Raw genomic sequence first — 20982 nt, 5'->3', positions numbered from 1 at the left:
CGGCCCCGCCCTTTGAATCCGAAGCGGCATAATTAAACGACACGTCATTTGCCAGGTTTGCCGTTGCTGCGGTCGTTGCAGTACCTGACACGCTAGCATAGCCAGCGGAGTTAGCGGTTGTCGCAGTAGTAGCTGAGTTGGCTGTTAGCGCTGAATTCGCCGTGTCAGCCGTCAAAGCAGAAGTAGCCGTCCCGCCCTTAGAGCTAGAACCGGCATAGTTGAATGATACGTCATTAGCTGTCGCCGCCGTCGTAGCAGTACCCGAGACGCTGGCATAGCCAGCGGAATTAGCTGTGGCGGCGGTATTTGCAGTAAGAGCGGCCGTCGCAGTTCCACCCTTCGAGTCAGATCCGGCATAGTTAAAAGACACATCGTTAGCAGTGTTAGCAGTAAGTGCAGTGGTCGCCGCTCCTCCTTTGGAGCTCGATCCGGCGTAGTTGAAGGTGACATCATCAGCCGAATTGGCTGTCAGAGCACTTGTTGCCGCTCCTCCTTTGGAGCCTGATCCAGCATAGTTGAAAGAAACATCATTGGCGGTTGCTGCAGTTGTTGCAGTTCCCGAAACGCTAGCGTAGTTAGCCGAACCAGCCGTTGTCGCTGTAGTAGCGGAATTGGCTGTTAAGGCCGAGGTCGCAGCCCCACCTTTGGAATCCGAAGCGGCATAATTAAATGACACATCATTCGCCAGGTTCGCCGTTGCCGCTGTTGTCGCAGTACCAGACAAGCTCGCATAGCCAGCGGAGTTAGCAGTCGTTGCTGTAGTGGCCGAGTTAGCCGTCAGAGCGGAAGTTGCCGTATCAGCTGTTAACGCCGTAGTAGCCGCTCCGCCCTTGGAGCTGGAACCAGCGTAGTTGAAAGAAACATCGTTCGCCGTTGCCGCAGTCGTAGCCGTACCCGACACGCTCGCATAGCCAGCGGAGTTAGCCGTCATCGCCGTAGTAGCAGAGTTTGCGGTTAAAGCCGAAGTCGCCGTTCCACCCTTGGAATCGGATCCGGCATAGTTGAACGATACATCGTTAGCCGTGTTAGCAGTAAGTGCAGTTGTTGCCGCGCCCCCCTTAGAGCTCGATCCTGCGTAGTTGAACGTGACGTCATCAGCCGAATTAGCTGTTAAGGCGCTTGTCGCTGCTCCGCCCTTGGAGCTCGATCCGGCATAGTTGAAGCTTACGTCGTTAGCTGTCGCTGCTGTCGTAGCAGTACCCGAAACGCTCGCATAACCAGCCGAATTAGCTGAGGTGGCTGTTGTAGCAGAGTTGGCTGTCAGAGCTGAGGTTGCGGCCCCACCCTTTGAATCCGAAGCGGCATAATTAAACGACACGTCATTTGCCAGGTTTGCCGTGGCCGCTGTCGTCGCGTTACCCGACAAGCTCGCATAACCAGCTGAATTAGCGGTTGTAGCAGAGTTTGCGGTCAAAGCCGAGGTCGCCGTATCAGCCGTTAACGCTGTAGTAGCCGCCCCGCCTTTCGAGCTTGATCCAGCATAGTTGAAGCTAACATCGTTAGCCGTTGCTGCAGTTGTAGCCGTACCTGACACGCTAGCATAGTTGGCCGAGCCAGCCGTGGTCGCGCTATTAGCCGTTAACGCTGAAGTTGCCGTTCCACCTTTAGAGCTCGATCCGGCGTAATTAAACGTGACATCATCAGCCGAATTAGCTGTCAGAGCGGAGGTTGCTGCGCCACCTTTTGAACTGGAACCGGCATAGTTGAAGCTTACGTCGTTAGCTGTTGCTGCTGTAGTAGCAACTCCTGACACAGTCGCGTAACCAGCTGAATTGGCTGAAGTAGCAGTATCGGCGGTAATAGCAGAATTGGCCGTACCACCTTTTGAGCTTGAGCCGGCATAGTTAAAACTAACGTCATTTGCTACGTTAGCGGTCAGTGCGGAGTTCGCCGCCCCACCTTTGGAACCCGATCCAGCGTAATTGAACGTGACGTCATCAGCCGAATTGGCTGTCAGAGCGCTTGTTGCCGCGCCTCCTTTGGAGCTGGAACCGGCATAGTTAAAGCTAACATCGTTAGCCGTCGCTGCAGTTGTTGCAGTTCCTGATACGCTGGCATAACCAGCAGAGTTAGCAGTCGTTGCTGTGGTAGCCGAGTTAGCCGTTAGAGCGGAAGTAGCTGTATCAGCAGTTAATGCGGACGTTGCCGCTCCTCCTTTGGAGCTGGAACCGGCATAGTTAAAGCTAACATCGTTAGCGGTATTAGCTGTAAGCGCAGTGGTCGCCGCACCACCCTTGGAGCTGGATCCCGCATAATTAAAACTAACGTCGTTAGCCGTTGCTGCTGTAGTAGCGACTCCTGACACAGTCGCATAACCAGCTGAATTAGCGGTCGTTGCGGTTGTAGCAGAGTTAGCTGTTAACGCTGAAGTTGCCGTTCCTCCCTTAGAGCTCGATCCGGCGTAGTTAAACGTGACATCATCGGCCGAATTGGCAGTCAGAGCGGAAGTTGCTGCGCCACCTTTAGAGCTGGAACCAGCGTAGTTGAAGCTGACATCGTTCGCCGTAGCAGCGGTCGTTGCTGTACCAGACACGCTCGCATAGCCAGCGGAGTTTGCCGTCATCGCCGTGGCAGCTGAGTTGGCCGTCAAAGCCGAAGTCGCCGTTCCACCTTTGGAATCAGATCCAGCATAGTTGAATGACACGTCATTAGCGGTATTAGCAGTAAGTGCAGTGGTCGCCGCGCCTCCCTTAGAGCTCGATCCTGCGTAGTTGAAAGAAACGTCGTTAGCCGTTGCTGCAGTTGTCGCAGTACCTGACACGCTGGCATAGCCAGCTGAATTAGCAGTAGTGGCTGTAGTAGCAGAGTTAGCCGTCAGAGCGGAAGTCGCCGTATCGGCGGTTAGAGCAGAAGTCGCTGTCCCTCCTTTAGAGCTTGAACCGGCATAGTTGAAAGAAACGTCGTTCGCTGTAGCTGCAGTTGTGGCAGTACCTGACACGCTGGCATAACCGGCAGAATTAGCGGTCGTTGCAGTAGTGGCAGAGTTAGCTGTTAACGCTGAGGTCGCAGCCCCACCTTTCGAATCTGAAGCGGCATAGTTAAACGACACGTCATTAGCCGTTGCTGCAGTCGTTGCAGTTCCCGATACGCTTGCATAACCGGCAGAATTGGCAGTCGTCGCCGAAGTAGCAGAGTTGGCCGTCAGAGCCGAGGTCGCCGTTCCACCCTTTGAATCAGATCCGGCATAGTTAAATGTAACATCATTTGCACTATTAGCAGTAAGTGCAGTTGTTGCCGCGCCCCCCTTGGAGCTAGAACCGGCATAATTGAAACTAACGTCGTTAGCTGTTGCTGCTGTTGTAGCAACTCCTGATACAGTCGCGTAACCAGCTGAATTGGCTGTAGTCGCCGTTGTGGCAGAGTTCGCCGTCAACGCATTGTTCGCCGTGTTGGCGGTTTCAGCCGTTCCTGCGTTGGTAGCGTAATTAGCGTTATTAGCGGTGGTCGCTGTCGTAGCAGAATTAGCCGTTAACGCTGAAGTTGCCGTTCCTCCCTTAGAGCTCGATCCGGCGTAATTGAAGGTGACATCATTAGCGGTTGCCGCTGTTGTTGCGGTTCCCGAGACCCTGGCATAATTCGCCGAATCAGCGGTAGTCGCTTGGGTGGCTGAATTAGCTGTCAACGCATTGTTTGCCGTGTTGGCGGTTTCGGCCGTTCCTGCGTTGGTAGCATAATTAGCATTGTTAGCAGTGGTTGCTGTCACAGCGGAGTTAGCTGTCAAAGCGTTGTTAGCCGTATTCGCTGTCTCCGCTGTACCTGCATTGGTAGCATAGTTTGCGTTGTTCGCGGTGGTCGCTGTCACAGCGGAGTTAGCTGTCAAAGCGTTGTTAGCCGTATTCGCTGTCTCCGCTGTACCTGCATTGGTAGCATAGTTTGCGTTGTTCGCGGTCGTCGCTGTCACGGCGGAGTTGGCCGTTAAAGCGTTATTCGCCGTATTGGCCGTTTCTGCCGTACCGGCATTCGTTGCGTAGTTGGCGTTGGTGGCGGTCGTCGCTGTCACAGCGGAGTTGGCCGTTAAAGCAGAATTGGCCGCTCCGCCCTTCGATTCAGATCCCGCATAGTTAAAGGAAACATCATTGGCCGTCGCCGCAGTCGTTGCGGTTCCCGAGACCCTGGCATAATTCGCCGAATCAGCGGTAGTCGCTTGGGTGGCTGAATTAGCTGTCAACGCATTGTTTGCCGTGTTGGCGGTTTCAGCCGTTCCTGCGTTGGTGGCATAATTAGCATTGTTAGCAGTGGTTGCTGTCACAGCGGAGTTAGCTGTCAAAGCGTTGTTAGCCGTATTCGCTGTCTCCGCTGCACCTGCATTGGTAGCATAGTTTGCGTTGTTCGCGGTCGTCGCTGTTACGGCGGAGTTAGCTGTTAAAGCATTATTCGCCGTATTGGCCGTTTCTGCCGTACCGGCATTCGTCGCGTAATTAGCGTTATTAGCGGTGGTCGCTGTCACAGCGGAGTTGGCCGTTAAAGCGTTATTCGCCGTATTCGCCGTATTGGCCGTTTCCGCCGTCCCGGCATTCGTCGCGTAGTTGGCGTTATTGGCGGTGGTCGCTGTTACGGCGGAATTAGCCGTTAAAGCGTTATTCGCCGTGTTGGCAGTTTCGGCCGTTCCCGAATTCGTCGCATAGTTGGCGTTGTTGGCTGTCGTAGCATGGGTAGCCGTATTAGCTACGAGAGCGGAATTGGCTGACTCCGCAGTTGCTGCAGTCCCGGCCGTATTCGCGTAATTGGCATTGTTGGCAGTGGCAGCGGTGCCGGCGGAATTTGCGTAGTTGGCATTATTGGCAGTTGCGGCCGTACCGGCTGTATTGGCGTAGTTGGCCGACTCGGCAGTGGCAGTAGTCCCGGCACTATTCGCATAGTTAGCGTTATTGGCGGTGGTCGCCGTCACGGCGGAGTTAGCTGTCAAAGCGTTGTTTGCCGTATTGGCGGTTTCGGCCGTCCCGGCGGAATTAGCGTAATTGGCGTTGTTGGCGTTTGCGGCCGTGCCGGCAGTATTGGCGTAGTTGGCCGACTCGGCGGTCGCAGTGGTGCCGGCGCTGGTCGCGTAATTAGCGTTGTTGGCGTTTGCGGCCGTGCCGGCAGTATTGGCGTAGTTGGCCGACTCGGCGGTCGCAGTGGTGCCGGCACTGGTTGCGTAATTGGCATTGTTAGCGTTTGCGGCCGTACCGGCTGTATTGGCGTAGTTGGCCGACTCGGCGGTCGCAGTGGTGCCGGCGCTGGTCGCGTAATTAGCGTTGTTAGCGGTCGCGGCGCTACCGGCCGTATTCGCATAAGCCGCTTGGGTCGCTGTTATCCCGGTTAACTGGCTCCCATCGGTATTCTCCAGATAATCCGAGTTGAGGGCCTTGACCTTGCCGGTCGCAGAGTTGATCGCCGGCACGTCCAGTTTTTCTTTTGAGACGGCACCGTTTTCCAGATCTTGATTCCTAACTAAACCGGAGGGAACAACGAGCACCCAGCCACTCACGTTGGGAATGGTGATGTTCCTGTCCGCTGTGGGATCGGTCGGAGTGATGGTCGTTTTGTGATTGGTCCCCTTAAAGACCAGGCTAGTACCAAGATAAGCGCTCCGCCAGGTCTTGTCCGCGCTGCCCAGATCGATACTGTTTCCGCTCCCGGGCACCAGTGAATCATTGACCGCAACCGTAGAGAGATTAGAGAGCGCCGGGTTTGCTCCCGCCGCTCCGGTGGCGGTAACCGTTAAAGTAACCTGGCCGACACCCTCCCCTTCATCGCCGCTGGCGATCAGCCCTGAGCCGGCGATTATCTTCTTAACGATTTGGCCGTTAGCCATTTTGGCATTCGTGATCGACCGGTCGGCAATGCTTTCGTTGGTGACCGCGCCGTTTTCGATCGTCTGGGCGGTGGCGGCCATGAACGCGTAACCGACGGAAACGATCCGCGTGCGGGGGCTCAGGGCTTCCTTGTCGACCGTGATCTCCAAAAATCGCCGGGGCCCGCTAAAGACCGCCGCGGTCAACGGCTTGGCGCCGCCCAGCAGGACGCTAAATACGCCTTGCTCGTCCGGGGTGACGCTCTGGGTTTCTTCGCCCCAGACTAAATTACCCGCGGTGGCGGCATCGTAGATCCGGAATTCGATGGTTTTGGCGGTGGTGATAGGGTTCCCGCTTTTGTCGGTTAACCTCCCTTCGTATGATAATTTATCCGGGACCGAAGCCCAACCCAAACTTATCAAGATCACCAGCCACAACACGATCATTCCTACCTTTTTAAATATTTTCATTTATACCCGACCTCCCTTGTGGATCTTAGACGCGCCATTGAATATTTCTTTCTCCTCCAACCATTTTTCGATCGAATCCAACCGGAATCGCCAGCTGGAATTGATCTTTAACGCGGGAATACTGTTGTTTTGGGCCATGCGGTAAACGGTAATGGGATTGATGCGAAGAAATTCTGCGACTTCTTTAACGGTTAACAGGTTTTTAGCGGTATTTAGCGGCATTATATTGATTTATCTGAGCTCACTATAGTAATTTTATGCCTTATATGCCGTATGTCAAGGAAATATAGAGAGGACTACTGTCAGTATAGATCGTCGAAGAATGTTATTACAGGCCGATGTTAAAATAGACGCTCTCGCCGCCCCCGCTGTCCAAACCCCGGACGTAACCGACCTTGAACTTGAACAGGTAATAGCTCCAGAACGTGCTCCAATCAAGGTTCAGTTCCGCGCCGATGCCGCGTTTAAGCGCCATCTCCCCGACCGGGCCGTAAGTCGCGTTGCCGCAGTCAAAGAAGAGCGCCCCCCAGAAGCGGTCAAAGAACGTAAGCCCGTAGATCGGCCCGTTCTCCGGATAACCGAGCGGCAGGCGGTATTCCAGCGCCAGACTGGCGCCCTTATCGCCGACCAGGTTGCCATAGTTATAGCCGCGCACGTTAACGTATTTATAATTGAAATTGCCCTGCGTCAACTGCTCCCCCCGGCTGACAAAGCCTTTCACGGTCGTTGCCAGGACGTGATGCGGAAAAGGCATTTTATTATAGTTGCTCAGCGTTCCGCTGTAATTGGTAAAAGCGTAATCGCTTTTAAGCGTCGGCGTAAAAGATTCGACCCGCAACGAGAGGTCGATCCCGTCCTCATTGCTGATCGAAGCGGCATAAGAGCGGGTGTTCAGGTAACGCCAGCCGAGGATCAGGGAATTCAGGTTCCCCCGGTCGGGCAGCGGCGGCGTTAAGCCGCTCGGATCGGTAATGCTGCTCAGGTTAACGCTCCCCAAGCCGGCCGAAAAGACCATTTTATCGTATTCCTGCCAGACCCGGTTATCATAGAAAGAAAAAAGGAGATCGGCTTCCTGCTGCTCTTCCCAGTAGGTCTGTCCGCTCCAGGCATAACCGGCCGTCAGCCGGTAAAGGCCGAGCGTGATCTGCGGCAGAAATTGGTTATTGGCGTAGACCAGGGAATAGAACGGCCGCCCGGCGGAAAAATCGTAGCCCCCGTTCAGGTAGTAAGCGTGCTGGCCGAGCGGATCGACCCCGGCGATATAGACCGACGTCTGCCCGCCGGTGTTCGTCACGTAACTATCGGGGATCCAGAATCTGGGACGAAGCTCAGGCCAGGGGTTGTAATCGGTTGACTCAAGGCTAGGAAGTTGGGTAAGGGCTAAGATGCCGGACTTCTTGCCTACTACCTCGGATCCGGCTTCTTCGCCTTCGCCTAACCTCTTAACTTCCTTCCAGCTAGCAGTATCAACATCCAACATCGCAATATCGTAACCACGCGAAGAGTAGGAAACATAAGCCAACTTCTTGCCATCAGGCGAAACATCGGGCATCATCGCGCCGCCGATCACGTTCGTGACCTGGAAAAGGCGCCCGGTAGCGAGACGCAGCGCATACAAGTTAACAATCCCGGTATAATCGGCGTCAAAGAAAAGATAATCGCCGGCCGGGGAAAAGGCAGGGTTCGCCTCGCTAAACGCCTCGGTCGTCGGCCGAACGGCGTCCGTTAGCTCGACTTCCCGGCCGGTCTCGCTGTCGGCCAGGATAATCACCTGGTTACCATTATCTAACTTTTTGGCTACTGCGATATGCCGCCCGGTCTGGTCCGGCGCGGGCGAAAAATACTGAACGCCGGCCTCGGCGGAAAATATCCGGCTGTTCCTGATCATGGCGCCGAGCGCCGCGACCGCCAGTTTCCTTTGGCCGTTGTTATTGACGACATAAGCGATCGTCCGCCCATCGGCCGCCATGGCCGGGTCGGTCGCCCTGGCGCCGTCGGTCAACCGCGTTAACCGGCCGCCGGCAAGTTCCAGGCGATAGAGGTCTTTGTAAATGTAGTAATTACGGTAAATGTCGGCCTTGGCAAAGATCAGCGACTTGCCGTCCGACGCAAAAGAAAAGCGATCGTCGCTGACCCTGGCTTCGAGCACCTTAACTGAGCGGCCGGTGTCGGCCGCCAGGCGCCGGATCTGGGCGTAATCGTCGACGCCGCGCTGGAGATAATAAAGCCAGCGGCCGTCCGGCGTCCATTTCGGCTGCAGCGTGTAATTGCCGCTGCCGGTCAGCAGCCGCGGCTCGGTCAATTTGCCAAGCGCCTGCCGCTGGGCCTGGTATTTGACCCGCAACCGGACCAGCCAATCCTGCCAGAGGGCGCCGAGGCTTTTACCAAAGTGCGCCTTGAACGCCTCGTCGATCCCGGTCGAAAAGAGAAAATCGCCGTAGCTGTGGGTAAAGGCGATCAGCTCCCGCTCGCCGTATCGCTCCGCCAGGTATTCGAGGAACATCACGCCGTAAAGGTAGCGCAGGTGCCCCTGCGGCCAGCGGACGGTCTCGACCGCGGCCTGGTCGATCGTTTTGACGTTGTTCTCCAGCACGTCCATTCTCATCATCATCAGCCAGCGCGGGTCCCGCCCCCGCCCGGCGTTGGTGTAAGCGGTCTCCAGGTAGGTCGCGATCCCCTCGGTCATGAAAGCCGGTTCGATCGCGTTGGGAAAGACCAGCCGGCCCAGGACCTGGCGGAGCGACAGCAACCCGCCGTCGACCATGTCAAGGTGGATGGCGTGGACGTATTCGTGCAGGAAAAGATAGCGATAATAGTCGTCATACTTGTAAGGGTTCAGGTTGGTGCTCAGGTCGGCAAGATAAAGAATGACGACCGGGTACGGGAAGACCGTCGTCATTCCGTTGCCGTAATCGTTGATATCCATCAGCGCCACGTGGGTCTTGAGGTCAAGCTGGTATTGAAAGACCCCCGTCAGCGTACCGTGGACCTCTTCGGCGATCGGCGCCAGCCGGCGGGCCTGATCTTCGATCGCCGGGTAATAATGGATGTAGAAATGATCGGTCTCGATCGTTTTCCATTTAAGTCCGGGATCAAGCCAAGTCGCGGCCTGTGCGGGAATGGTTAAAAACAACGCGAACAGCAAAACCCAAAGCTTAAACCGCATTGAATTTGATCCCAAATGTTTCCTGGAAGCCCTTGACCAAGGCATCCGATAGCTCGTCAAAAGCCGGCACCCGGCCCATCAGCTCTGCCAGGCTGATCGCGTTCAACGGGGCGTGTTCGTTCCTTAATAGCTCGAGCGCGGCTGACGTCGTTGGGCTGACAAAGATCGACCCTTGCTGCAGCAACGCCTTCCGCCCCCTCTTCTGCGCGCTGCCGACCAGCTTCCTGCCCTGTGCCACTACCTCGTACTCGGCCGGATAGGAGAAACATAAGGCGTCGCGGGTCGCCGGTCGCGGGTCACGGGTCGCTTTTATCTCTGCGTTTGCACCGAGGCTTTTTAGGGCGGACACCACTGCTTCGGATATTTTTTTGTAGGCAGGAACTAAGCCCTTAGGCAATTGCGGATCATCTTTGTCCATAACGAGCGAATAAGTAACTTCTGCTTCGTTGTGGAAGACGATCCCGCCGCCGGTCGGCCTTTTAACGACATCCCAACCCAGCGCCGCCGCCCGCTCGATCTCGATCTCCGCTTCGATCTTTTGGGAATGCCCGAGAGTGATGCAGGCCGGTTTCCAGGAGTAGATCCTAAGCGTCGGCGCGATCTTCCCCTGCTCGTAATCGCGATAGAGCTGAAGATCGAATTCCATGTTGATTAGGCCCGGTTGCGCCGGGGAGACGATCAGTTGCCAGGCATGCATATTTAATAATTATAACCTTTATGAAATTCCACCTCAAATATGCTGATATTTTATGGCCAATGAACATACCAAAAACAGGCCCCGGATATAGCCTGAAATTCATCGTCGGGCGGACGATCGTCCTGCCGAATAAAAAGATGGCGCCCGGTCAACACCTGCGGGCCGATCTGGCGAAAAATGAACCGGCGATCAGGGGAGCGCGTTTTACTTTTTCCGGAGACACGCTGAATATCCGGGCGATTCTGCTTGACCACCCTGCCGGTCAGACCAAATTGCGATTGGCCCCCAGCCTGGAATTTGCCTCGCCGGCCGGCGGCCTAACGATCGTGGCGCTCGACCGCCTTAACATTAACTGGTACGGTAAATTGAATGACGCCATTAACTTCCGGCGCTATTATCTCGGCCTTGCTGCCGGTGACAATTGTTATGCCCTTAGGGACCTGGTCGGGATAAAGCTCGCGCTGGTGGAACCGCTTGGCCAAGGTTCTTATCATGAACTCTGGCGGGTCAGTTACCATAAAGAGAACGGGCGCTGGGGTTAGCTTCCCGTGAAACGCAGGTTCGGCTCCCGCGCGGCCTTGGCCTCGTCCAACCGGCCAACTGGGGTATAATGCGGAGCCGACTTTACGACTTCCGGATCGGTTTCGCACTCTTTTGCGATCTTGATCATGGCATCGCAAAAAGCGTCCAGGGTCGCTTTTGACTCGCTCTCCGTCGGCTCGATCATGATCGCCTCGGCCACGATCAGCGGGAAATACATCGTCGGTGGATGGAAGCCGTAGTCGATCAACCGCTTGGCGATATCGAGCGCCTTGACCCCGTATTTCTCTTTCTGCCATTTGGCCGAGATGACGAACTCGTGCTGGCAAGCCCGGTCGTAAGGAAGATAATAATATTGCTTGAGCTTGTTCATCATGTAGTTCGCGTTCTCGACCGCCTTCTCCGACACTTCCCTTAGTCCCTTAGCCCCCAGTCCCCTGATATAGGCATAAGCGCGGATTATCACGCCAACGTTCCCATGGAACGAGTGGACCCTACCAATCGACTTCGGGAATTCCGCACTCCGCATTCCGAATTCCGCGCCTTCTTTCACGATCCGCGGAACCGGCAGGAACGGCTCCAGTTTTTTGTTAACCCCGACCGGGCCAGACCCGGGCCCGCCCCCGCCGTGCGGCGTCGCAAAGGTCTTGTGCAGGTTAAAGTGGGCCACGTCAAAGCCAAGATCGGCGGGTCGGCAAATCCCGAGATTCGCATTGGCGTTGGCTCCGTCATAGTAAAGCAAACCGCCAGCTTTGTGGATGATCTCCGCCACTTCCAGGATATGCTCGTCGAACAGGCCGAGCGTATTCGGGTTGGTCAGCATTAATCCGGCCGTATCGTCGCCAACGGCCTGCTTGACCGCGTCGACGTCGATGTTCCCCCGGCCGTTCGACTTGATCACGACCGGTTCGAACCCCACCATCGTGACAGACGCCGGATTGGTGCCGTGCGAAGAATCAGGGATTATAATTTTGACCCGTGACCCGTGACCCGCGGCTCGTGACTGATGATACGCCTTGATCATCATCAGCGCCGTCAACTCGCCGTGCGCGCCGGCCGCCGGCTGCAGGGTAAAAGCGTCATAGCCGAAGATCGCGCAGAGGTACCGTTCGAAGTCGTAAAGCAGTTCCAACAAGCCCTGGGCTGACTCCGCGTCCTGCAGCGGGTGCGCGTCGGCAAACCCGGCCAGCTTGACCGCTTCCTCGTTGACCTTCGGATTATACTTCATCGTGCAGGAACCGAGCGGATAAAATTCGGTATCGACGGAGAAGTTCTTTTGCGAGAGCCGGGTAAAGTGGCGGACCGCGTCGAGTTCGGAAAGCTCCGGCAATTTCAGCGAATCGCGCAACATGCCCGACGGGATCAGCCGGGACAACTCGGCAGCCGGCAGGTCGAGGTCGGGCAAAGAATAACCTTTTTGCCCAGGTGAACTCTGCTCAAAAATGAGTGGTTCTTCCTGACTGCGCATTTATCTAGATGATGGCTTTTTGCGTTTCGGGATCGAAGAAATGGATCTTGCGCAGGTTCAAGACCAGGCCGAAGCTGCTCCCCGGCTGGGGATCGGCGATCGCGCCGACCCGGCCGGTCAACGGCACACTGCCCACCCTGGCGTAAACAAAGGTTTCCGAACCCATCAGTTCGCGGTAATCGACCTTCGCTTCCACCATAAACTTCTGGTCGATCCAGGCAGATGACGGCACGTCCCAAATATCCTCCGGCCGAATGCCGAAGACGACCGGCTTGCCGACGTGGCCTTGCAATAGCTGGCCGAGATCGGCCGGCACGTCGAACTGGAAGCCGTCGCATTCAAAAGTATAGACGTCCGGTTTGTTCTTCTTGATCGTCCCCTTGACGAAGTTCATCGGCGGGGAACCGATAAAGCCGGCCACGAACCGGTTCGCCGGCCGGTCGTAGACGTTGAGCGGCGCTTCCACCTGCTGCAGTTCGCCGTTCAGAATGACGGCGATCCGCTGGCCCAGCGTCATCGCCTCGGTCTGGTCGTGCGTCACGTAAACGATCGTCGCGTTCAGTTTTTTGTGGATCTTCTGCAGTTCCGCCCGCATCTGCACGCGCAGCTTGGCGTCGAGATTGGAAAGCGGCTCGTCCATCAGGAACACTTTGGGATTGCGGACGATCGCCCGGCCGAGCGCCACCCGCTGCCGCTGGCCGCCCGAGAGCTGTTTGGGCAACCGGTCGAGCAGATTAGTCAGCTCCAGGATCTCGCCCGCCTCGCGGACCCGTTCGTCGATCTCTTTCTTCGGCACGCCGCGCAGTTTCAGGCCGAACGCCATGTTCTCGTACACTTTCATGTGCGGATAAAGGGCGTAGGATTGGAAGACCATGGCGATGTTCCGGTCCTTGGGCGGGACGTCGTTGACCAGCTGGTCGCCGATGTGGATCGTGCCGTCCGAGATCTCTTCCAGGCCGGCGATCATCCGGAGCGTCGTGGTCTTGCCGCAGCCCGACGGGCCGACCATCACGACGAATTCCTGGTCCTTGATCTCCAGATTGACGTTCTTGACCGCCACCACGTCGTCAAAATTCTTGCAGATGTTCTTCAGTACAACTCGCGCCACTTTTACAGCTCCTTGCTCAGATTTGCCAGCTCGATCGCGGACATGGCCGCGGCAAATCCCTTATTACCCGGTTTGGCGCCCGAGCGTTCCAGCGCCTGCTCCAGATTATCGGTCGTCAGGATCCCGAAGATCACGGGGACCCCGCTGTCGAGCGCAACTTTCGCGACTCCCTTGGCCGCTTCGGCCGCGACGTAATCGAAGTGCGGCGTACCGCCCCGGATGACCGCGCCCAGGCAGATGACCGCGTCGTAATCCTTGGCCATCTTCTTGGCGACCAGCGGGATCTCGAACGCGCCCGGCACCCAGGCGACGTCGACGTTCGCATCCTTGGCGCCGTGCCGCTTGAGGCAATCCTCCGCGCCGGCCAGCAGCCCCTTGGAGACCAATTCATTGAAACGCGAAACGACGATCCCGAACTTCAGCTTACCGGCGTCCAGATTACCGACGATGACTTTGCCCATGTTCCTCTCCCCCTTTTAATATGTGGCCCAGTTTTTCCGATTTCGTGCTCAAGTAGCGTTGATTGTGCTCGTTCGGCGCCATCTCCAGCGGCACCCGCTCGGTAATGTGCAGGCCGTAACCTTCCAGTCCGACGACCTTTTTCGGGTTATTGGTGATCAGCCGGATCGTCGACAGGCCCAGATCGGCCAGGATCTGCGCCCCGACCCCGTAATCGCGCAGGTCGGCCGCGTAGCCGAGCGCTTCGTTCGCTTCGACCGTGTCCAGCCCCTGGTCCTGCAGGGCGTACGCCTTGAGCTTGTCCTTGAGGCCGATCCCCCGCCCTTCCTGCCGCATGTAGAGGATCACGCCCCGGCCGGTAAAATCGATCTTGGCCATGGCGCTGGCCAGCTGTTCGCCGCAATCGCAGCGGAGCGAGCCGAAAACGTCGCCGGTCAGGCATTCGGAATGGACCCGGACCAGCACGTCCTTTTCCCCTTCCACCTTCCCCTTGACGAGCGCGACGTGAATATCGCCGCTCAACGAGTCTTCATAGGCATGGGCGACGAAATCGCCGTGCCTGGTCGGCAGCCGCGTGGTGGAGACCCGGCGGACGAAACGTTCGTGCCTGACCCGGTAAGAGATCAGGTCGGCGATCGTGACCATTTTCAAACCGTGCAGGGCGGCGAATTCCTGCAGCTGCGGCGTGCGCGCCATCGAACCGTCCGGATTGATGATCTCGCAGATCACCGCCGCCGGATAAAGGGCGGCTAACCTGGCCAGATCGACGGCCGCCTCGGTATGCCCGGCTCTTTTCAAGACGCCGCCTTCCTTGACCCGGAGCGGGAAAACATGGCCCGGAGTGACCAGGTCATCCTTGCGCGAGAGCGGGTTGATCAGGACCTCGACCGTTTTCGCCCGGTCGGCCGGCGAGATCCCCGTCGTGACGCCGAAGCGCTTGCCGGCATCGACCGAAACGGTAAAAGCAGTCTTCATTTTTTCGGTGTTGTCGGCGACCATTTGCGGCAGGCCGAGCTGGTCGAGCCGCTCGCCGGTCAACGGGATGCAGACCAGGCCCTTGGCGTGGCTGATCATGAAATTGATCGCTGCGGGGGTGATCTTTTCGGCGGCGATGACCAGGTCGCCTTCGTTCTCCCGGTCGGCGTCGTCCACGACGACGACCATTTTGCCGTTCTGGATGTCCTGGATCGCTTCTTCGATCGTATTGAATTTCTTGCCGGTTTTAGCGCTCATCGGTGATCAGCCCTCAATTATCCGTCCAGCCCATCGGCATGATCCCCAGGCGCATCATCATTTCGTCGCTGACGCCGCGCGGCTCACCCGTCAGGTGCTTTTCGATGTATTTGGAGATCAGGTCGACCTCGAGATTGACCCGGTCGCCGATGCTTTTGCCGCCCAGGGTCGTGGTCTTGGCGGTATGGGGAATGACGGTGACCCGCAGCAGGCTGTCGCGAAAATCGGCCACGGTCAGGCTGGCTCCGTCGATCGCGACCGAGCCCTTGGCGACCAGGTAACGGAGCATTTCGCTCGGGATCGAGAGCCAGAGATCAAAACCTTCGCCGTTCTTGTTCTTGCTCCTGATCTCCGCCGTGCCGTCGATATGGCCGGTGACCAGATGCCCGCCCAGCCGGCCGGAGACCGGCAGGGCTTTTTCCAGGTTCACTTTATCGGAGATCTTCAGGTCGACCAGGCTTGATCGTTTCAGGGTCTCGGGGGAGACGTCGAATTCGGCGAACCCGCGGCGGCTCTGGGTAGCGGTCAGGCAGGCGCCGTTCACGGCTACGCTCTCGCCCGGTTTGAGGTCATCAAAATACTTGCCGGCCGAAACGACCAGTTTGGCGGAATTTTGGGTCCTTATGAAGGACGCTACTACCCCGATCTGCTCGATGATGCCCGTGAACATTACCGTTATTTTACCATAAAGCGGCTATTTTCTCAAATAGGCGCCGAGGATCCCGTTGATGAACTTGCCCGCTTCTTCGCCGGAATATTTTTTCGCCAGTTCTACCGCCTCGTTGATCACGACCGACGGCGGGGTCCCCTGGTCGCGGAGCTCATAGAGGGATAACCGGAGGATCGCGTGGTCGACCTTCCCCAGCCGTTCGAGCGGCCAATCCTTGGCCAGCGCAGCGATATCCTGATCGCTTGCCGCCCTTTCCCGCCAGGCGGCAGTAGCCAGCGCCCGGGCGAATTCCCCGGTTTCATCAATGAATTTGTCCGCGGCCAGCAGATTGTCGACCGCCGCGGCCACGTCGTGTCCGCTCAGTTCGGCCTGGTAGAGGGCTTGCATCGCGAGGCGGCGCGCGGTCGTCCGTTTACCCATCAGCCGCCGAAATGCTCTTCGATGAACTTGGTGGTGACGACGCCGCGCTGGAACGCTTCGTTCTTCAGGACCTTCAGGTGGAAAGGGATCGTGGTGTGGACCCCGTCGATCACGTATTCGTCCAGCGCCCGTTCCATCCGCTGGATAGCCTCGGTCCGGTCTTTCCCCCAGGCGATCAGCTTGGCGATCAGCGAATCATAGTGCGGCTGGATCACGTAACCGGCGTAAGCGTGGCTGTCGACCCGGATGCCCGGGCCGCCCGGCGCGTGATACGCCCTGATCTCGCCCGGCGACGGCATAAAGTTGCGGGTGTGGTCTTCGGCGTTGATCCGGCATTCGATCGCGTGCCCCTGGAACTTAACGTCGCTTTGCTTCAGGTGCAGTTTGCCGCCCGCCGCGATCATGATCTGTTCCTTGATGATGTCGACGCTGGTGATCATCTCGGTCACCGGGTGTTCCACCTGGACCCGGGTGTTCATTTCCATAAAATAGAAATGGCCGTGCTTGTCGAACAGGAATTCGATCGTCCCGGCGCTGTAATAATTGACCGCGCGGGCCGCGCGCACCGCCGCCTCGCCCAGCTTCCGCCGGGTCTTTTCGTCCACCGCCGGCGAGAGCGATTCCTCGAGCAGCTTCTGGTGCCGGCGCTGGATCGAGCAGTCCCGTTCGCCCAGGTAGATGGTGTTGCCGTGCTTGTCGGCCAGGAGCTGGACCTCGATGTGGCGCGGCTCTTCGATCAGTTTTTCGACGTAGACCTCCGGGTTGCCGAAAGCGGCCTGGGCTTCGGCCCGCGCCGTCCGCATCAGGTGGACGAACTCGTCGCCCGTTTTCGCGATCCGCATCCCCCGGCCGCCACCGCCCGCCGTCGCCTTGATGATCACCGGATAGCCGATCTTGTCGGCGACCTTTTTCGCCTCTTTTTCGTCGGCGATCGTCCCTTCCGACCCGGGGACGGTCGGCACGCCGGCCTTAGCCACGGTCTTGCGGGCGGTCGCCTTATCCCCCATCCGTTCCATCGAGTCGATCGACGGCCCGATAAAAACCACCCCATTGGCCGCGCAAATGTCGGCGAACTTGGAGTTTTCCGCCAGGAAGCCGTAGCCGGGGTGGATGGCCTGAACGCCGGCCACTTCGGCAACGCTGATGATGCTGGGGATGTTCAAATAGCTCTGGGCCGGGGTTGCGGGCCCGATGCAATAGGCCTCGTCGGCGATCTTGACGTGCAGGGAATCTTTGTCCGCCTCGGAATAGACCGCCACCGCCTCGATCCCCATTTCCTTGGCCGCGCGGATGATCCGGACCGCGATTTCGCCGCGATTAGCGACTAAAATCTTTTTAAACATGGAGCATCATTTTAGCACAGGTTCAGGCACCGGGCAATAAGGAGACGACCAGGAGGATGATCGTCAGGAGGATCAGGGAGCCGACCGTAAACCAGGCCAGGATGTTATAAAAGTGGGAATTGACGTATTGCCCCATGATCCGCTTGTTATTGACCAGGCTGATCATAAAGATCAGGATGAACGGCAGCAGGATCCCGTTGACTTCCTGCGAGACCAGCATGACAACGATCAGGGGCAATTTCGGGAACAGGACCACCGCCGCGGCCAGAAAGATCAGGAAAGTATAGAGGCCGTAGAAGACCGGCGCCTCCCGAAAATGCTTGTTGATCCCGCTCTCCCAGCCGAACGCTTCGCAGATCGCGTAGGCCGATGAAAGCGAAACGATGGAGGCGGTCAGGGTCGACGCCCCAAACAAACCGATCGCGAACAGGGTCTCGGCAAAGTCGCCGGCAATGGGACCAAGCGCGATCGCCGCGTCCTTGGCCGTCTCGATCGGGATCCGGAGCTTGTACAGGGTGGCCGCACAGGCGACCATGATAAAAAACGAGATAAAATCGGTAAAGAAAGCGCCGAACAGCACTTCCGCCCGCTCGTATTTGTACTGTTTGACCGTGATCCCCTTATCCCGGATCGACGATTGGATGTAGAATTGCATCCACGGGGTGATCGTCGTCCCGATCACGCCGATAAAAACCAGCAAATAATGGGGCTCGAACTGAAAACTGGGGATAAAAGTGTGCCGCAGCGCCAGTCCCCAGTCGGGCCCGGCCATAAGCCCGGAAATCACGTAGGCGAACTGGACCACGCAAAAGACCAGGAAGACCCGTTCGACCAGTTTATAAGAGCCGCGCAAAACGGTGTACCAGATCACGATCGCCATGACCGGCACGGCGATCCATTTGGCGATCCCGAAGATCTCCAGCGCCGCGGCAATGCCGGCAAAATTCGCGATCAGCGTGAAGATGTTGGCGACCAGCAGGATCGCCATGGCGAAAAATGTCCACTTCAGGCCAAAGTTCTCCCTGATCAGGTCCGACAATCCTTTGCCGGTCACCGCCCCCATCCGGGCGCAGATCTCCTGGACCACGGCCAGGCACAAGGTGGTGATCAGCAGCATCCAGAGGAGCGAATAACCAAAGTGGGCGCCGGCCACCGAATAAGTCGTAATGCCGCCGGCGTCGTTGTCGGCCGCCGCCGTAATGATCCCCGGCCCCATGATCGCCAGGAAAAGCCAGATCTTGCGCCAGCCGGTCAAGGATTTGATCATCGTTTACCCCAGCATCTGCCTTTTCCGGCGCGAGACCGGCGGCAGGACCAGGTCCATCACGTCGTCGACGGTGATGATCCCCTGGATCCGGTTCTCGGCATCGACGACCGGCACGGCCAGCAGATTGTATTTGGAGAAAATGTCGGCGACCTCGCGCTGGTTCATTTCGGGCGTCACCGTGATCGGCTCTTTGATCATCACTTCCGAGACCGGCTGGTACGGCTGGGCAACGATCAGGCTGCGCAGCGACAGCACGCCCACGAGCCGGTCGTCGTTATCGACGACATAAAGGTAATAGATCGTTTCCGCGTTAGGCGCCAGCTGCCGGAGCTGGGTGATCACCTCTTCCACCGTCAGGTTCTGCGCCAGGGAAATGAATTCGGTCGTCATCAGGCCGCCGGCGGTCTCGTCGCGATGCTTGAGCAGTTTGCGGATGGCGTTCCCCTTGCGCGGCCGCATCAGGCGGAGCAGCTCATCCGCTTTCTCCACCGAAAGATCGCCGAGAATATCCGCCGCTTCGTCGACCGGCATTTTCTCCAGCACACCTAGCGCCTTTTTCGTGTCCAGGGTCGAGATCAGCAGCGCCCCGAGCATCGGTTCCAGCTCGTGGAGCGCTTCAGCGGCGGTCTTTTCCGTCAAAGACGAAAAGATCTCGGCTTTCTTTTCGCTCTGCACCTGGGAGATGATCTGGGCGACGTCGGCCGGATGGAGGTCGGAGATCTGCTGGGTTGGGATGGAGATCTTGCCGCCGGAGAGGTTTTGCACGTGGTCCCAGCCGATCAATTTCTCGTGCAGTTTCCGGCGGAAAAGGCCGAATATCCAACCTGCCAGTTCTGCCAATCCCAAGCGCCGCAGCATCCCCTTGAAGCCGACATCGGCGGCGATCAGCCGGACGTCCTGGTCTACCTTGGCCAGCTGCAGGTCGTTCACCCGGATGACGCGCGCCCCTTCCAAATCGACGATCTGCTGATCGATCACGTCGCGCAGCAGCAAAACCTCCCCTTCCCGGACCGTCGTGAAAGGGACCCGGTCGCGGGTCGCCCGCGTGGAACAGAATTGCCGCCCGACCAGGTCGATCTCGCTGATCAGCACGACCTTGTCCTCTTTTTTCTCGCCGGCCGTCGTCACCAGGAGACCGGTCACTTTCGGAAAAACGTCGCCGAGGGTAATGATAATGTCCTTGACCCGGCCGATATTTTCCTGCACCCGGTCAACGACCGGATCGCCGATCAGCTCGGAAACGAACATTTCTGAGAAGAGGACCATGGCAAAGTTATTGTAACCTGATACGCGGTATCTGGCAACCCCGATTTTTAGCTTAAAATGAACAATTTCCCGGGCAATTGCCGGACAACCTTTTTCAGCTCCAGCATCATGATGAGCGAAGAGCTCTGTTGTACCGGTAGTTCGCTCTCCAGCGCGATCGCGTCCAAATGCTTCGGTTCGAACGACAGACAAGCCATGATCTTCTTTTCTTCTGGGGATAACGCTTGAATATTGTTGTCATTTGATATTTGCTGTTTTGTTTGGATGTTTGAAGTTGGAAGTTGGATGTTAAGCTCGTCGAGCACGTCTTGTATATCTTCGACGAGCTTTGCCCCCTGTTTAATTAACCAATGCGGCCCTTTCGATTGCTCCAGCGAAATGTTCCCCGGCACGGCAAAGACTTCCCGCCCCTGGTCGAGCGCTTCTTTGGCCGTGATCATCGCGCCGCTGTCGTAATGCCCTTCGACCATGATCACGCCGAGCGACAGGCCGGAAATGATCCGGTTCCGCTGCGGGAATGTCCAGGTATCCGGTTTTTGGCCGACCGGGAATTCGGTGACCAACGCCCCGTGCTTTTCGATCTCGTTCGCCAGTTCCCGATTGCTCGCCGGGTACACCTGATCGATGCCGCTCCCCAGGACGGCGATCGTCCGGCCGCCCGCTTTGAGCGCGCCGCGGTGCGCGGCACTATCGATCCCTAAAGCTAAACCGGAAACGATCGTGATCCCTAACCCGGCCAGCTGCCCCGCGAACCGTTCCGCCATTTCCAGGCCGTAACGCGTCGGCCGTCTCGTCCCGACGATGGCAAGCGCTTTCCTGTCCGATTCCATTAACCGGCCTTTGACATAGAGGATCGGCGGCGGATCGTGGATGTTCTTGAGTTGTTGCGGATAAGCCCGATCATCGAGCGTGATCGCCCTGGCGTTTAAGCGCTTGAGGTTTTCCAGTTCCGCGGCGATCTCGCCGACCGGATAGTTAAAGGTTTCGCAGATCGTCCGGGGATAGGCATATTGTTCCAGCAGCCGCCGCAACTTGACCGGGCCCAACCCCTCCACCTTATTCAGCGCGAGCCAATACTTGAGCATACTGTCCCCCTCTGTC

General features: G+C 57.5%; 15 protein-coding genes. 1 reads left to right on the top strand and 14 read right to left on the bottom strand.

Features of this window, described 5'->3' with window-relative positions; all coding sequences use genetic code 11:
* The 4 genes from WC529_08730 to WC529_08715 form a co-directional block, all read right to left on the bottom strand.
* On the bottom strand, positions 1-6220 hold a 6220-nt coding region (locus WC529_08730), incomplete at its 3' end, for a hypothetical protein (protein MFA5114354.1).
* Positions 6221-6244: 24 nt separating this feature from the next.
* Positions 6245-6466, bottom strand: coding sequence for a helix-turn-helix domain-containing protein (locus WC529_08725; GenBank protein ID MFA5114353.1), 222 nt, complete (start codon positions 6464-6466; stop codon positions 6245-6247).
* A 106-nt stretch (positions 6467-6572) separates the two neighbouring features.
* Positions 6573-9410, bottom strand: a complete 2838-nt coding sequence (locus tag WC529_08720; protein MFA5114352.1) for a hypothetical protein — start codon at positions 9408-9410, stop codon at positions 6573-6575.
* Complete coding sequence (locus WC529_08715) at positions 9400-10107, bottom strand: lipoate--protein ligase family protein (protein ID MFA5114351.1); 708 nt, start codon at positions 10105-10107, stop codon at positions 9400-9402. Before WC529_08715 ends, WC529_08720 begins: the two co-directional genes overlap by 11 nt.
* A 59-nt stretch (positions 10108-10166) precedes the next feature.
* Between WC529_08715 and WC529_08710 the strand changes: the two genes are divergently transcribed.
* A complete protein-coding gene (locus WC529_08710) occupies positions 10167-10649 on the top strand; it encodes a hypothetical protein (protein MFA5114350.1) in 483 nt (160 codons plus the stop codon).
* On the opposite strand, the gene gcvPB is transcribed toward WC529_08710, so the two are convergent.
* From gcvPB to dprA, 10 genes are read right to left on the bottom strand one after another with little or no spacing between them, the layout of a single operon-like run.
* Complete coding sequence (gene gcvPB, locus WC529_08705) at positions 10646-12115, bottom strand: aminomethyl-transferring glycine dehydrogenase subunit GcvPB (GenBank protein ID MFA5114349.1); 1470 nt, start codon at positions 12113-12115, stop codon at positions 10646-10648. The two genes, WC529_08710 and gcvPB, sit on opposite strands and share 4 nt — an antisense overlap.
* A 4-nt stretch (positions 12116-12119) precedes the next feature.
* Entirely contained in the window at positions 12120-13223 is a 1104-nt protein-coding gene (locus WC529_08700; GenBank protein ID MFA5114348.1) for an ABC transporter ATP-binding protein, read from the bottom strand.
* Positions 13224-13225: 2 nt separating this feature from the next.
* Entirely contained in the window at positions 13226-13684 is a 459-nt protein-coding gene (gene ribE, locus WC529_08695) for a 6,7-dimethyl-8-ribityllumazine synthase (protein ID MFA5114347.1), read from the bottom strand.
* Positions 13662-14915: a bifunctional 3,4-dihydroxy-2-butanone-4-phosphate synthase/GTP cyclohydrolase II gene (locus WC529_08690; GenBank protein MFA5114346.1), complete on the bottom strand. Its 1254-nt coding sequence runs from the start codon at positions 14913-14915 to the stop codon at positions 13662-13664. Before WC529_08690 ends, ribE begins: the two co-directional genes overlap by 23 nt.
* A 13-nt stretch (positions 14916-14928) precedes the next feature.
* Positions 14929-15585 carry a riboflavin synthase gene (locus WC529_08685; protein ID MFA5114345.1) on the bottom strand — a complete coding sequence of 219 codons (657 nt, stop codon included), beginning with the start codon at positions 15583-15585 and terminating at the stop codon, positions 14929-14931.
* Between the two features lie 24 nt (positions 15586-15609).
* The gene (nusB, locus tag WC529_08680; GenBank protein ID MFA5114344.1) at positions 15610-16005 is read right to left on the bottom strand and encodes a transcription antitermination factor NusB; all 396 of its coding nucleotides are present in this window, start codon (positions 16003-16005) and stop codon (positions 15610-15612) included.
* Entirely contained in the window at positions 16005-17348 is a 1344-nt protein-coding gene (gene accC, locus WC529_08675) for an acetyl-CoA carboxylase biotin carboxylase subunit (GenBank protein MFA5114343.1), read from the bottom strand. Before accC ends, nusB begins: the two co-directional genes overlap by 1 nt.
* 22 nt (positions 17349-17370) lie before the next feature.
* Positions 17371-18615, bottom strand: coding sequence for an Nramp family divalent metal transporter (locus WC529_08670; protein MFA5114342.1), 1245 nt, complete (start codon positions 18613-18615; stop codon positions 17371-17373).
* 3 nt (positions 18616-18618) lie between these two features.
* On the bottom strand, positions 18619-19881 hold the full coding sequence (locus WC529_08665) for a CBS domain-containing protein (GenBank protein ID MFA5114341.1): 1263 nt from the start codon (positions 19879-19881) through the stop codon (positions 18619-18621).
* A gap of 47 nt (positions 19882-19928) precedes the next feature.
* A complete protein-coding gene (gene dprA / locus WC529_08660) occupies positions 19929-20966 on the bottom strand; it encodes a DNA-processing protein DprA (protein ID MFA5114340.1) in 1038 nt (345 codons plus the stop codon).
* Between the last annotated feature and the right edge of the window lie 16 nt (positions 20967-20982).

The organism is Candidatus Margulisiibacteriota bacterium (genome assembly GCA_041650855.1).
In the GTDB taxonomy this organism is placed as follows: Bacteria; Margulisbacteria; WOR-1; order O2-12-FULL-45-9; family XYB2-FULL-48-7; genus JALOPZ01.
Note: the sequence above shows the minus strand (reverse complement) of the source record. Positions and strands in the feature narration are given on the sequence as shown.